Genomic DNA, 14359 nt, shown 5'->3' with positions numbered 1-14359 from the left:
AACGGGTCAGAAGAAGCGCTCGCCTACCCGCACCATATCGCCGGGATAGATACGCAATCCGGGCGAGGCGCGGTACACTTCCTCATCGGCGGCACCGAGCCGCATGATCCTCACGGTGCCACGATCAGCGCGCGGCGTGTAGCCCTTCGCGGTCGCGACCGCCATCGGCAGCGTCATGCCGATCGTGTAGGGATATTGGCCCGGTGTCTCGACCTCGCCTAGGATAAAGAAGGGGCGATAGTTGATGACCTCGGCGCTGACCTTGGGTTCGCGCAGGTAACCATCACCGTAGCGTGCTTGCGCCTCGCGCGAGAATTCCGCCACGCTTCGCCCAAGCGCCTTAACCGAACCGATCAACGGCAAGGCGACGTTGCCGTCGGCGCCGACCGCGAACTCGCCGGTCAAGTCGGCCTCGCGGTAGACGGAAACGCGCAGGCGGTCGCCGACACCCAGGCGATAATCCTCCACCACATCGCCCGCCGTGGAGAAGCGTTCGCCCGATGAGATAGGCGCGTGACCCTTGCCGCCGCAGGAGGCGAGCGTCGCGGAAGCCGCGAACAGCATGATGTATCTAGCGCTAAACAGCTGACCCCCCCCCCCCCCCCCCCCCAACCGAGCCCTGACCTGACAAGGACGATGGAGGCTGTGCCATAATGACATAAGTGAAGCAAGGATCGATGATGCCGATTTGCTGCAAGGGAAAGGTTCGCGAAGCAATGCAGGTGCGCGCCGGGGTGCTTCAAATTGATGACAATTATTACAAAGGTGCGCGCTTTATCGCTGTCGAGCTGCATCAAACAAGTGGGCATCACATGGACTTGTGCATATGCTCTGAGCTTTGCGCGCTCCGTACTTATAATCAATAGGTATCCGGCCATTCCATTATAATTGTCGTGCGAAGGCAGGCAGGTTTGAAGGGGCGATACTGGGGTTATATCCATGCGTATTCAAGTCAGAGCCGGCGAGTAGGCCCACGAACAACAGAAACAAAATTGGCCTTTGTCACGATTGCTCCTGAGCCCGGTTGAGTGGTGAGCGTGAGCCTCAACCACGCAGACCTACCACGCCAACCGCGATCGTATCCGTGGTGCCTCAGCTCGCGAGGCGGATCGCGCGCGTGTCGGGCGCGGGCGGCTGGTCGGGCCAGATGCCGCGTGTGTCGTAGACGTGCTTGGTTGCGCGTTCCTCCAGCGGGACCGAGCGGAACAGGTCGTGGTCGACCAGCGCGATCATCACGCCCGCGCGCTCCAGCGCGTCGTCGAGGTCGACCAAGGTCGCGCCGGTGTTCGCGAAGGCCGCGGGCAGCGTATCGGCGTAAGGCTCGACGATCTGGACGCGCGGCCCGAAGCGTTCGGCGAGCGCCAGCGCGACCTTGAGCGCGGGGCTTTCACGAAAATCGTCGATGTTGGCCTTGAATGCGAGGCCGAGGCAGGCAACGGGCGTGCCTGGATGCGCGGCGATGAGAGCGGACGCGCGGGCGATGACGTGGTCGCATTTGGCGTCGTTGACCTCGCGCGCGGTGCGGATCAGCTGGGTATCCTCGGGCGCGCCGTGAACCAGGAACCAGGGGTCGACCGCGATGCAGTGACCACCGACGCCGGGGCCGGGTTGCAGGATGTTGACGCGCGGGTGCCGATTGGCGAGGCGGATCACCTCCCACACGTCGACGCCGAGCGTTTCGGCCACGCGCGACAGTTCGTTGGCAAAGGCGATGTTGACGTCGCGGAATGCATTTTCGGTCAGCTTGGTCATCTCGGCGGCGCGCGACGTGGTGGTCACGCAGGCACCGCGCACGAAGCGGCGGTAGAAATGGAGCGCGCGGCGCGCGCAGCGCGGGGTAATGCCGCCGATCACGCGGTCGTTGTCGATCAGCTCGACCAGAATGCGCCCTGGCAGCACGCGTTCGGGGCAGTAGGCGATCGCGACATCGGCTGTCTCGCCCGCGCGGCCGGGTACCTTCAGATCGGGGCGCAGCCGCGCGATAAAGTCACGCACCTGCTCGGTCGTGCCGACGGGCGAGGTAGACTCGAGAATTACCGTGTCGCCCGCCTTGAGCACGGTCGCGACCGCGGTGGCTGCCTTCAGCACGTAGCCGATGTCGGGGACGTGGTCGGCGCCGAACGGCGTCGGTACCGCGATCACGAACACGTCGGCCGCTTCGATCTGCGTCGAGGCGCGCAGCGACCCGCGCGCGACCACGCCCGAGACGAGCCCGTCCAGGTCGACTTCCTCGATGTGGACACGGCCCGAGTTGACCGTTTCGACCACGTGCGGCGAGACGTCGACGCCGAGCACCTGTGCGCCCGTCCGTGCGATCACCGCCGCGGTTGGCAGGCCGATGTAGCCGAGACCGAGTACGCAAACCTTCAGTTCCGTTCCGCCGAGCACGAGCGACCTCTTTCCTTCGCGCGCCCGCGCCGATGGCGGGCAATTCTGCGCGGGTCATGCAGCAGAATTGGTTTCGTTTTCGGTAACGCTGCGAGTGATCGGACGGCTGAAAGGTCGTATCGCTGCACGAACGAACAAGGAACTTTCTAACGGAAAAAGCGTATCATTATTACCATGACAAACTACTTCGAAGTAACGAGAGGACGTGCCGCACAGCCGGCCAAGCTGCCACCGATTACCGGTGTGTTCATCGGACTTACCTTGTGCCTTCCCTTTTGGGCGTTGGTAGCAATTGCGCTGGCATGAATGCTTATGGCTGAAGTGGCCAGAGCTGATTATCGGGCCGTACATTCCAAACTAAAGGTCGGTCGGAGTTAGACGTGCGGGTCCTAAGCTCCCCTTGCTGATCAAGATGCCACCTGCCTATGACCTCAAACAGGCGCGGTAATCGCGCCGGTGATGATGGGGGCAGGGATTGGTGCGACGTACGGCATTGGGGTTCGCCTTCGCGCTGATCGGCGCAACACCGGCGGTCGCAGTGGGAGCGACACCCGCTGATCAGCAGTTGAAGGCGATCTACGACGCCGAATGGGTCTGGCGGCAAAAAGAGTTCGCGCAGATCAGTGATGGACTGCGCAGCGAGAGCGACGATCACTTCCCCGCGATAGCTCCTGCCGATTGGGTGCGCCGCCGCGGCTATTGGCAGAATGTACTCGCGCGCATCGCGAAGATACCGGTCGCCAGCCTGTCACCCGAGGAGCGGATGAACGCTGCGGTGCTGAGCGAGTCGCTGCGCGCCGAGATCGCGAACATCGATTTCCGCACTTATGAAGCGCCGCTCAACAGCGACAGCTATTTCTGGGGCGAGGTGAAGCCCTATTCGGCGCTGGAGAACGCGGACGACTACCGCCGCTACATCGGGCGGCTGCGCGACGTGCCGCGCTGGTTCGACGGCAACATCGCCAACATGCGCGCCGGGCTAGCACGCGGGTTTACGCCGCCGCACGTGACGCTCGCCGGGCGCGATAAGACGATCGCGGCGTACGTCATGCCGGGTGCGGCGAACCCGTTGTTGGATCCATTCAAGGAAATGCCCGCGGCGATCCCCGCGGCCGAGCAGGCGCAGTTGCGGGCACAAGCGCAGGCCGCGATCGATACGCAGGCGGCGCCTGCCTATGCCAAGTTGCTGGTTTTTTTCCGCGACACCTATCTGCCGGGCACGCGCCAGACGGTGTCGGCGGCGGCGCTCCCCAACGGTCCGGCTTTCTATCGCAGCCAGATCCGCGAATATACAACGCTGGACCTCTCGCCCGAGCAGATCCATCAGATCGGCCTCGCCGAAGTGGCGCGGATCGACCGCGACATGAAGGCGACGATCGCCCTGACGGGGTTCAAGGGCAGCTTTCCGCAGTTTCTCGCCTTTCTGCGCAGCGACCCGCAATTCTACGCCAAGACGCCCGATGAGCTGCTCGGCTTCTCTGCGCTGGTCGCCAAGCGGATGGACGGGCGGTTGAAGGACGTGTTCACCACACTGCCGCGTTACCGTTTCACGATCCTGCCGGTGCCCGACGCGATCGCGCCGGTCTACACCTCGGGGCGCGGTGGGTTGAGCGCGTGTCTGATGAACACCTATGACCTGAAATCGCGTCCGCTCTACAATCTCGTCTCGCTCACGCTGCACGAATGCGTGCCGGGGCACAGCCACCAAGCGGCGATGGCGCTGGAGGCACCCGACCGCCCCGCTTTCCGGCGTCAGACCTATTTCTCGGGCTATGGCGAGGGGTGGGGGCTGTACTCGGAGTGGCTCGGCACCAAGCTCGGCATGTATCGCACGCCGTACGAGGAGTTCGGTCGCGAGACGTTCGAGATGTGGCGCGCGGCGCGGCTGGTGATCGACACCGGGATCCACAGCATGGGTTGGACCCGCGCGCAGGCGATCGACTATTTGTCCTCGCATACCGCGCTCGCCAAGCTGGACGTCGAGATCGAGGTCGACCGCTACATCAGCTGGCCGGGCCAGGCGCTCGCCTACAAGTTGGGCGAGATGAAGATGCGTGAATTACGCGCCAAGGCGGAAGCCGAACTCGGCACGCGGTTCGACCAGCGACGCTTTCACGACACGCTGCTCAACATGGGATCGGTGCCGCTGCCGACGATGGAGGCGGAGATGCTGCGCTGGATCGCGGCGGAGAAGGCGCGGCCGGCTTCGGCTCCGGCCGCCTGAGCCTCAGCCGGCGGCGCGGGCGTGGAGCGCGCGCACCGCGGCGGCGAGTTCGGGGACCGGTCCGGCCACAACGGCATCGGGGATCACCGCGGTGATCGGCAGCGGTTCGATCCCCATCGGCGGACGGCCGAGCTCGCGCATCCACTGCGTCAATTGCGCGGTCGAGGTGGCGTAGACGACCCGCCCCAGGCCGACGAGGCCGTGCGCGGCGGCGCACATCGCGCAATGCTCGCCCGAGGTGTAGACGGTGGCGGTGCGGCGCTCGTCCGGCGACAGATGCTCAGCCGCCCAGCGCACGATCGCATATTCGGGATGGCGCGTCGGGTCGCCGCCGCCGACGCGGTTGCGATCCTCGAACAGCACGCGCCCGTCGGCGGCGACGAGCAGCGATCCGAATGCCTCGTCCCCGGCGTCGACCGCCTCGGTGGCGAGCGCGACGCAGCGGTCGAGATAGGCGCGGTCACGCGCATCGATGCTCACCGGCGCCCCCGCATCTCGAAGCCCGCGCCTCCCTGTTCACCGTCGTCGTCGCGCGCGCGACCGGCGAGCACGTTTTCCAGCTCATCCAGCGTATGCGGCACGTCGAGGTGCTGCGCGCCGAGGAAGAGGCGCGCGCCACCGTCCTGCGGGACCGCGTGGGTCAGCTTGTCGATGTCGACCAGCGCGCGGCCGGTCGGCAACATCTCGATCTGGACGAAGCGCATGTCGGGATCCTTCGTGGTGAATGATCGCACAAAGCGCAACGGTGACGCTGCGATCCGTATGCATGCGACGCTTCGCTGCGAAAGGACAGGGATGTTGCAACATATGTATTGTTATGGCAGCGTGATTACCAGCGATACTATCTGTCGTCTTGCGGAGATTAGTTCTTGTCCAGGAAGCCTTTTTTCCTCGCCGCCGCCGCGGCAACGATTGCGCTCGCAGCACCGGCGCTGAGCCGGGTCGAGCAGGCGGCAGCACCGGCCGCACCCGCTTCGCCGGCACCCGCCGCCGCAACCGATGCGACGGCGACCAGCTACGGTCCGTGGGGCTTCGACGTGTCGGGCATGGATCGCAACGTGCGTCCGGGCGACGACTGGTTCCGCTTCGTGAACGGCACTTGGGCGAAGAACACGCAGATCCCCGCCGACCGCAGCTCCTACGGCGCATTCGCGGTGCTGCGCGACCTGTCGGAACAGCGGCTGCGCACGCTGCTGCAGAGCTACAAGGTCGATGACACCGCCAACCCGGACCGGATGAAGGCGGCGATCCTCTACAACGGGTTCATGGACCAGGCGGCGGCGGAGAAGCTCGACGCCAAGCCGCTGACTGATCGGCTGGCGGCGATCAAGGCGGTCGGCGACAAGAACCAGATGGCGGCGGTGATGGGTCGCGCGATCGGCGGCTTCGGCGGCAGCTTCTTCGGCCCCGGCGTGTCGGACGACGCGAAGAAGCCCGACACCTACGCGCTCTACCTGCGCCAATCGGGGCTGGGTCTGGGCGACCGCGATCTGTACGTCGACCCGAAGTTCCAGCCGCAGGTCGCGCGCTATCGCCAATATGTCGCGCAGATGCTGACGATGGCGGGGTGGCCGAACGCGGAGGCGGCGGCGGACAACGTCGTCGCGATGGAGACGCGGCTGGCGCAGGCGCACTGGACCCGCGCGCAGAGCCGCGACCGCGACAAGACCTACAATCTAACCACGCTGGCCGAATTGAAGGCGCAGGCTCCGGGCTTCCCGTGGGACCCGTTCTGGCAGGCGGCGGGGCTGGGCAAGTCGGAGCGCGCGATCGTGGCGCAGAACACCGCTTTCCCGAACATCGCCAAGGTGTACGCCGACACCGACCTCGACACGCTGAAGGCGTGGGAAGCGTTTCGCATGACGGACGAGATCGCGCCGATGCTGTCGAAGCGCTTCGTCGACGCGCAGTTCGAGTTCCGCTCCAAGTTCCTGAACGGCCAGCCGCAGCAGCGCGAGCGCTGGAAGCGCGCGGTCGCGTTCGCGGAGAACGGCGTCGGCGAGGGGATCGGCCGCGATTACGTCCAGCTCTATTTCCCGCCCGAATCTAAGGCGAAGATGGACACGCTGGTCGCGAACCTGCGCGTGGCCCTCGCGGGCCGTATCCAGAACCTCAACTGGATGAGCCCCGCGACCAAGGCGCAGGCGCAGGACAAGCTGAAGGGCTTCACGGTCAAGGTCGGCTACCCGAGCAAGTGGCGCGATTACTCTGCCTTGCGGATCGTGCCGGGCGACCTCGTCGGCAATGCCGAGCGCGCGGCGCGGTTCGAGTGGGATTACGACCGCAACCGCATGAACGCGCCGGTCGACAAGGCCGAGTGGGGCATGACGCCGCAGACGGTCAATGCGTACTATAGCTCGGTCAAGAACGAGATCGTGTTCCCGGCCGCGATCCTGCAACCGCCGTTCTTCGACCCTAAGGCCGACGACGCGGTCAATTACGGCGGCATCGGCGGCGTGATCGGGCACGAGATCACGCACGGCTTCGACGACCAGGGACGCAAGTCGGACGGGCAGGGCGTGCTGCGCGACTGGTGGACCCCCGGCGACGCGCAGAAGTTCGAGGCGCAGGCGGCACGCTACGGCGCGCAGTACGAGGCGTATGACTTCGTCGGGCTGCCGGGCATCCACATCAACGCCAAGGCATCGATGGGCGAGAATATCGCCGATCTGGGCGGCGTGCTGATCTCGCTCGACGCGTATCACAATTCGCTGAACGGCAAGCCCGCGCGCGTCATCGACGGGTTCAGCGGCGACCAGCGCTTCTTCCTTGGTTGGGGTCAGGTGTGGCGCACCTTGTTCCGCGACGAGGCGCTGCGCCAGCAGCTCGTCAGCGATCCGCACTCGCCCGGGCAGATCCGCGCGGTGAACCCGCTGCGCAACGTCGATGCCTGGTATCAGGCGTGGAAGATCACGCCCGACCAGAAGCAATATATCGCGCCCGCCGAGCGCGTGCGAATTTGGTGAACGGATGATCGAGGGCGCCGCGCGGGCGCCCTCGATTTAACGGCTAATTCGTTCGAACAGGAGCCGACGGTCAGCGGTGAACGCCGCTGAGCCCGAGATGGTGGTCGATCGTCGCGAGCAGTCGGTCGAGCCCGGCCTCGTCTGCCGCCTCCGCGCGCAGCGTCACGGCGGCCTGCGTGTTCGACGCGCGCAGCAGCCACCAGCCGTCGGGGGTGGAGACGCGCAAGCCATCGGTGAGGTCGATCGCGACGCCTTCGGCATGGACCCGTGCGAGCACCTCGTCAACAATGTGCAATCGGCGATCCTCGGGCACCGCAATACGCAGCTCGGGCGACGCGCAGGTCGGCGGCAGTTGATCAACCAGCTCGGCCAGCGGGCAGCCCGCCAGGTGGATCGCGCGGATCAGCCGCACGGCGGCAAAGGCCGCGTCATCGAACCCGTAATAGTCGCGCGCGAAAAAGATGTGGCCCGACAGCTCGGCACCGATCGCCGCGCCTTCTTGCCGCATCCGCGCCTTGATCTGGCTGTGGCCTGATTTGGCCATCACCGCGCGCCCGCCGAGCGCGCGGACGCGGTCGAACAGCGCATTGCTCGACTTCACGTCAGCGACCACGCACGCGCCGGGTGCCTCGCGCAGCAGCGGCTCGGCGAGCAACGCCAGTATCTGGTCGCCCCAGACGATGCGCCCGCGCGCGTCGACAGCGCCGATGCGGTCGCCGTCACCGTCGAACGCGAACCCTATGTCGAGCCGCTCGCGCGCAACCAGCGCACGCAGGTCGGCCAGATTCTTCGGGATGGTGGGGTCGGGGTGATGGTTGGGGAAAGTGCCATCTACCGTAGTGTGGAGCAGGTGGTGCTCGCCCGGCAGCAGGCGGGTGAGTTGCTCGATCACCGGTCCTGCCGCACCGTTGCCGGCGTCCCAGCCGATTCGATACGCGCCGCCGCCGTAGCCTGCGAACAGGCGGCCGACGTAATCGTCGATCACGGTCGCCTCGGTCACGCTGCCGCTGCCCGTCTCCCAATCGCCTAACTCCGCCAGCCGCGCGAGGTCGCGGATGTCGTCGCCGAAGAAGCTGTCGTGCCCGAGGACGAGCTTGAAGCCGTTGTCGTCCGCCGGATTGTGGCTGCCGGTCACCTGCACGCCGGCGTCGACCTCCAGCGTCGCTTCGGCGTAATAGAGCATCGGAGAGGGGCCGAGGCCGATCCGCACCACGTCGACGCCGCTCGCTACCAGACCGTCGACCAGCGCCGCCTCCAGCATCGGCGAGGACAGGCGCCCGTCGCGCCCCACCGCGACACGGCGACCACCAGCGCGGCGCACGCGCGTCGCGAAGCTGCGGCCGACCGCGCGGGCGTCCGCCTCGCCGAGCAACGCGCCGACGGTGCCGCGGATGTCGTAGTCGCGCAGGATCGTAGGGTGGAGGCGGTGTGTCATCGCCCCTGCATATGATGCGCCGGTGACCAGTCCAACGGGGTCGCGCCGGGTTGGAAAAGATCGTGCACGTCGGAGCTCGCTCCTGACGGCACGGCCGCGTCAGCGCGCAGGCGTCACCTGCGCGAGCAGCAGGTCGCGCGCGGCATTGACGCGCCGCGCTTCCTCCGCGGAGCCGCCGCGATCGGGGTGGATCTCGGCGATCAGCCGCCGGTGCGCGGCGCGGATCGCATCGCCATCGTCGCCGGCGGAAACACCGAGCGTCGCGCGCGCGGCGGCGAGCGCACTGGGACGGCGCCGCTCAGGCTTGCGAAGCAGCCACCAGACCGCCCAGATCACCAGCGCGGCGACGATCCATTTCACGCCGCCGCACTCGGTGCGGCGGCCGCGGTCGCCTCCGCCGGCAATGCGGCATCGGGCAGTGCGAAGCCCGCCATCATCTCGCGCAATTCCTGCCGCGCGGCGACGTGGCTGAGGCCCATGCCGCCGAACGACTTGTTGTCGAGGAGCGTAAGGCCGGCGGGGAACAGTTCGCGGTAGATCACGCGCTCGCCCAGACCGGGAATGATGCGGAAGCCGACGCGGCGCGACAATTGGTCAAGCGCTTCCGACACGCGACGCATGTTGCGCGCGTCGACGTAAGCCAGGCGGTTGCGCAGGACGACCCAGTCGATCGTCGTCCCGTCCGCCTTGGCGCGTGCCTTGCGCACGTCCCAGATCAGCTCGGAATAGAAGGACGGCCGCGTCACCTTGAACGTCTCGGCATCGACCTGCCCGATCAGGTCGAAGTCGACGAAACTGTCGTTCATCGGCGTGACCAAGGTGTTGGCGAGCGCCGCGGCGGTGCGTGCGCAGGGATCATCGCGGCCCGGCGTGTCGATCACCAGGAAGTCGTAGCCGTCGCTATATTGCGCGAACAGATCCTCGAAATTGCCGTCGGCGCGGCCGTCGCCGGTGGCGTGGTCGGGGATTGGCAGTTCCTGACCCGTCCGCTTCACCGTTGCGGCGCGATTGTCGAGGTAGCGGCCCAGCGTACGCTGTCGGTGGTCGAGGTCGATGCACGCCACGCGACCGCCGCGCGCGGCGAGCGCAACCGCGGTGTGGACCGCGGTGGTCGACTTGCCCGTGCCGCCCTTCTCGTTGGCGAATACGATGACGTGGGGAGCGCCGGTGGCGGGTCCCGCGAGGTGAGGCTTGTTGTCCAGGTCCGGCAACGCACGACTTCCCTGATTGATTGCTGTTTGGTGCCATCATAGAAGCCGCGGCGCAGGGATACGAGGGGGTTAGCGCGTGGAAGTGTTTCGGGAACTCGTCGATCTGCGCGCGGCGGTCGCCGCCGCGCGTGCGGCGGGCCGCGAAGTCGCGCTGGTGCCCACCATGGGCGCGCTCCACGCCGGACACATCGCGCTGGTGGAGGCCGCGCGGCGGCCGGGAACGACGGTGGTCGCGTCGATCTTTGTCAATCCCAAGCAGTTCGGCGCGAACGAGGATCTGTCGCGCTACCCGCGTAAGGAAACGGGCGACATCGCGATGCTGACCGAGGCGGGCTGCGACCTGCTGTGGCTGCCCCCGGTCGAGGCGATGTACCCCGATGGGTTCGCGACCAACATCTCGGTCGCGGGCGTCAGCGAAGGGTTGGACGGCGCGGCGCGCCCCGGCCATTTTGACGGGGTCGCGACCGTCGTCGCCAAGCTGTTCAACCAGGTCCAGCCCACGCGCGCTTATTTCGGCGAGAAAGACTTCCAGCAGCTCGCGGTGATCCGTCGCATGGTCGCCGACCTCGATTTCGCGATCGAGGTGACCGGCGTGCCGACGCAGCGCGAGGACGACGGGCTCGCATTGTCGAGCCGCAACGTCTACCTCGACGCCGACGAGCGCGCGAAGGCGGTGGCGCTGCCGCGCGCGCTGGGCATCGCGGCGCGCGCGATTGCGGCGGGCACGCCGGTCGACAAGGCGCTGGCCGACGCGACCACCTATCTGGCGAATGCGGGGTTCGAGGTCGATTACGTCTCGCTGGTCGATGCCGAAACGCTGCAACCGCAACCCGACGCAGGCCGGCGACGGCAGTTGTTGGCGGCGGCGCGGCTGGGCACGACGCGGTTGATCGACAATCTCGCGATCGAACCGATGGCATGAAGGATCAGCGTTAACGCGTTAACCATTTGGTGAGCCGAATCAGGTCATAGCCTCTGTTCAGCATCCACGCTGATATCGGGGGCAAACCGATGACCGTTGTTTCACACGCGCCTTCACTGCTCGACCGCCGGATCGCCAAGGCACGCGCCGGCGACGCCAATGCTTCTTACGATCTGGGGATCGCCTACTCGACCGGCACGTCGGGTGCGGCGCTCGACCTGATCGAGGCGCACAAGTGGCTCAACCTCGCCGCTGCTTGGGGCCATGATGCGGCACCCTCGGCACGCGCCGAGGTGTCGGAAGACATGACCGCGCGCGAGATCGCTACCGCGCAGCGCGCCGCACGCGACGTGATCGCGGTGCTTCAGCGCCGGGCGGCGTAAGCGGGCAGGTCGCCCGCGGCCGCTCGCCTGTTTTTCCAACCTAGCGTCACCCTGAACTTGTTTCAGGGTCCATCGTGCTGGTGGCGACGGAGCCGCGTGGGGCACGATGGATGCTGAAACGAGTTCAGCATGACGGCAGGAGGATAGGTGCCGGGACGTACCCCCGACACCTATCCGCTCAGACGCTGGCCTTCTTCGCGGCGGGCTTCTTCGTTGCCGCTTTCTTAACTGCCGGCTTCTTTGCAGCAGTTTTGGCCGCGGGCTTCTCCGCGTCGGCCTTCGCGACCTTCTTGGGCGCGGCCTTCTTCTTGGCCGGCGCCTTCTTCTTGCTCGGCGGCGCCATTGCGGCGCGCGCGTCGATCAGTTGCGCGGCCTCTTCCAGCGTCAGTTGCTCGGGCGTGATCGTCTTCGGCAGCGTCGCGTTGGTCGTGCCGTCGGTGACATAGGGTCCGTAGCGCCCTTCCATCAGCTTCAGCTCCGCCTCAGTGCGCGGGTGCGCGCCGAGCACCTTGAGCGGCTCGCGCGCCGCCCCGCGCTGCGGCCGCCCGCCGCCCGCCGCTGCCTCGGCCAGTTTCACCACCGCGGCGTTCATGCCCGTCTCGAACACGTCCGCGGTCGAGGTCAGCCGCGCATACTTGCCCGCGTGCGCCAGATACGGTCCGTAGCGCCCGATCGCCGCGGTGATGTCCTGCCCCGTCTCGGGATGCTGCCCGATCGTGCGTGGCAGGCTCAGCAGCTTGAGCGCCATCTCCAGGTCGAGTTCGACGTCCTTGGGGATCGAGGCGCGCTTCGCCTCCTTGCCTTCGCCAAGCTGGATGTACGGACCGAAGCGACCCGACTTGCGCTCGACCTCCAGTCCCGTCTCCGGATCCTTGCCTAGCATCTCGGGCCCGGTCGACTCGGCGGCGTCACCACCTTGCGCGAAGCGGCGGGTGTATTTGCATTCGGGATAGTTGGAGCAGGCGATGAACGCGCCGAAGCGCCCGCCGCGCAGCGCCAGGCTGCCCGCCTGGCACGCCGGACAGGCGCGCGGATCGCTGCCGTCGGCCTTGTCGGGGAACAGATAGGGCGCGAGGAAGGTGTCGAGTTCGGCGGTCACCTCCGACGGCTTCTGCTCCATCACCTCGGCGGTGCGCGGCTTGAAATCGCGCCAGAAGCTTTCCAGCACCGCCTGCCACTGCGCGCGCCCGCCCGACACGTCGTCGAGTTCTTCCTCCAGCTCGGCGGTGTAATCATAGCCGACGTAGCGCGGGAAGAAGCGTTCAAGGAACGCCGTCACCAGTCGGCCCGATTCCTCTGCGAAAAAGCGGTTCTTCTCGACACGGACGTAGGCGCGGTCCTTCAGCGTCTTGATGATCGACGCGTAGGTGGAGGGGCGGCCGATGCCGAGCTCCTCCATCCGCTTGACCAGACTCGCCTCTGAATAGCGCGGCAGCGGCTGGGTGAAATGCTGCTCGGCGTAGACGGCCTTCTTCGCGGGTGCGTCGCCCTCGCGCATCCGCGGCAGACGGCGCGCATCCTCGTCGGCGCTGTCATCGGTGCCTTCCTCGTAGAGCGCAAGATAGCCGGGGAAGAGCACGACTTGACCGGTCGCGCGCAGGACATTGCGCCCGGTGCCGTCGGCGAACTCGATCGTGGTGCGCTCCATCCGCGCCGATGCCATCTGGCTGGCCAGCGCGCGCTTCCATACTAGGTCGTACAGGCGCGCGTGGTCGCCCGCGCCGACGCGGTCCTTGGAAAAATCGGTCGGGCGGATCGCCTCGTGCGCTTCCTGCGCGTTCTTGGCCTTGGCCTGATACTGCCGCGGCTTGTCGGGCACGTAGCTGCCGTCGTAGCGATTGGCGATCGCGCCGCGCGCGGCCGAGATCGCGCTGCCGTCCATCTGCACGCCGTCGGTGCGCATATAGGTGATCGCGCCGTCCTCGTAGAGCTGCTGCGCGATCCGCATCGTGTGATCGGCGGAGAAGCCGAGCTTGCGCGCCGCCTCCTGCTGCAATGTCGAGGTGGTGAAGGGCGGCGGCGGGTTGCGCGTCGCCGGGCGCGTTTCGACCGACTGCACGGTGAAGCGACCGGCCTCGACATCGGCCTTGGCACGCATGGCGTCACCCTCGTTGCCGATCGAAAGGCGATCGAGCTTGCGTCCCTCCCACTGCGACAGTCGCGCGGTGAAGGGCGTACCGTCATGCTCCAGCGACGCGGTGACCGACCAATATTCCTGCGTAACGAACGTCTCGATCTCGCGCTCGCGCTCGACGATCAGGCGCAGCGCGACCGACTGGACGCGCCCCGCGGACTTGGCGCCCGGCAGCTTGCGCCACAGGACCGGCGACAGCGTGAAGCCGACGAGATAGTCGAGCGCACGGCGCGCACGATACGCGTCGATCAGGTCAGTATCGAGCGCGCGCGGCGCCTTCATCGCCTCCGTCACCGCCTGTTTGGTGATCGCGTTGAAGGTGACGCGCTCGACCGCCTTGGGCAGCGCGCGGCGCTTGGCGAGCACTTCCTGCACGTGCCAGCTGATCGCCTCGCCCTCGCGGTCGGGGTCGGTGGCGAGGATCAGGCGGTCGGCGGTCTTCGATAGATCGGTGATCGCCTTGAGCTGCTTGGCCTTGTCGGCGTAGTTTTCCCACTCCATCGCAAACCCGTCGTCGGGGTTCACCGACCCGTCTTTGGGCGGCAGGTCGCGGACGTGGCCGTAGCTCGCGAGGACGCGATAATCGGAGCCGAGATACTTTTCGATGGTCTTCGCCTTGGCGGGCGATTCGACGATGACGAGTTGCATTGGTGCCTAACTAAGGAGCTTCACACGTGTACGCGAGGGTGGCGACGC

At 66.7% G+C, this 14359-nt stretch carries 12 protein-coding genes; 4 read left to right on the top strand and 8 right to left on the bottom strand.

Annotated elements, in window-relative coordinates:
• Positions 1-6: 6 nt before the first annotated feature.
• Both HRV97_RS11945 and wecC read right to left on the bottom strand, forming a co-directional pair.
• The gene (locus HRV97_RS11945; RefSeq protein WP_246248704.1) at positions 7-564 is read right to left on the bottom strand and encodes a polysaccharide biosynthesis/export family protein; all 558 of its coding nucleotides are present in this window, start codon (positions 562-564) and stop codon (positions 7-9) included.
• A 528-nt stretch (positions 565-1092) separates the two neighbouring features.
• Positions 1093-2388 carry a UDP-N-acetyl-D-mannosamine dehydrogenase gene (wecC, locus tag HRV97_RS11940; protein WP_174194505.1) on the bottom strand — a complete coding sequence of 432 codons (1296 nt, stop codon included), beginning with the start codon at positions 2386-2388 and terminating at the stop codon, positions 1093-1095.
• A 478-nt stretch (positions 2389-2866) separates the two neighbouring features.
• On the opposite strand from wecC, the gene HRV97_RS11935 reads away from it, so the two are divergent.
• Positions 2867-4612, top strand: coding sequence for a DUF885 domain-containing protein (locus tag HRV97_RS11935; protein ID WP_425505778.1), 1746 nt, complete (start codon positions 2867-2869; stop codon positions 4610-4612).
• A gap of 3 nt (positions 4613-4615) precedes the next feature.
• Here the strand turns inward: HRV97_RS11935 and HRV97_RS11930 are convergent, their stop codons facing one another.
• Together HRV97_RS11930 and HRV97_RS11925 are read right to left on the bottom strand one after the other, a co-directional pair.
• A complete protein-coding gene (locus HRV97_RS11930) occupies positions 4616-5092 on the bottom strand; it encodes a deaminase (RefSeq protein ID WP_174194504.1) in 477 nt (158 codons plus the stop codon).
• Positions 5089-5316 (bottom strand): hypothetical protein, encoded by a 228-nt coding sequence (locus HRV97_RS11925; protein ID WP_174194503.1) that lies wholly within the window; start codon positions 5314-5316, stop codon positions 5089-5091. The genes HRV97_RS11930 and HRV97_RS11925 overlap by 4 nt, the downstream gene beginning before the upstream one ends.
• Before the next feature lie 165 nt (positions 5317-5481).
• Here HRV97_RS11925 and HRV97_RS11920 point away from each other — a divergent pair, with 165 nt between their 5' ends.
• Complete coding sequence (locus HRV97_RS11920; RefSeq protein WP_174194502.1) at positions 5482-7578, top strand: M13 family metallopeptidase; 2097 nt, start codon at positions 5482-5484, stop codon at positions 7576-7578.
• Positions 7579-7648: 70 nt separating this feature from the next.
• Here the strand turns inward: HRV97_RS11920 and pgmG are convergent, their stop codons facing one another.
• The 3 genes from pgmG to HRV97_RS11905 form a co-directional block, all read right to left on the bottom strand.
• Complete coding sequence (gene pgmG / locus HRV97_RS11915; protein WP_174194501.1) at positions 7649-9013, bottom strand: phosphoglucomutase/phosphomannomutase PgmG; 1365 nt, start codon at positions 9011-9013, stop codon at positions 7649-7651.
• 99 nt (positions 9014-9112) lie between these two features.
• Positions 9113-9373, bottom strand: coding sequence for a J domain-containing protein (locus HRV97_RS11910; protein ID WP_174194500.1), 261 nt, complete (start codon positions 9371-9373; stop codon positions 9113-9115).
• Positions 9370-10224 carry a division plane positioning ATPase MipZ gene (locus HRV97_RS11905; RefSeq protein ID WP_281356814.1) on the bottom strand — a complete coding sequence of 285 codons (855 nt, stop codon included), beginning with the start codon at positions 10222-10224 and terminating at the stop codon, positions 9370-9372. Before HRV97_RS11905 ends, HRV97_RS11910 begins: the two co-directional genes overlap by 4 nt.
• A 76-nt stretch (positions 10225-10300) precedes the next feature.
• On the opposite strand from HRV97_RS11905, the gene panC reads away from it, so the two are divergent.
• Entirely contained in the window at positions 10301-11146 is an 846-nt protein-coding gene (gene panC, locus HRV97_RS11900) for a pantoate--beta-alanine ligase (protein ID WP_174194499.1), read from the top strand.
• Between the two features lie 89 nt (positions 11147-11235).
• Complete coding sequence (locus HRV97_RS11895) at positions 11236-11529, top strand: hypothetical protein (RefSeq protein ID WP_174194498.1); 294 nt, start codon at positions 11236-11238, stop codon at positions 11527-11529.
• A gap of 178 nt (positions 11530-11707) precedes the next feature.
• On the opposite strand, the gene topA is transcribed toward HRV97_RS11895, so the two are convergent.
• Positions 11708-14311 (bottom strand): type I DNA topoisomerase, encoded by a 2604-nt coding sequence (topA, locus tag HRV97_RS11890; protein WP_174194497.1) that lies wholly within the window; start codon positions 14309-14311, stop codon positions 11708-11710.
• Positions 14312-14359: the final 48 nt, after the last annotated feature.

The organism is Sphingomonas hominis, from assembly GCF_013328205.1.
Taxonomy (GTDB): Bacteria; Pseudomonadota; Alphaproteobacteria; order Sphingomonadales; family Sphingomonadaceae; genus Sphingomonas; species Sphingomonas hominis.
This window is presented reverse-complemented; position numbering and strand designations above follow the sequence as displayed.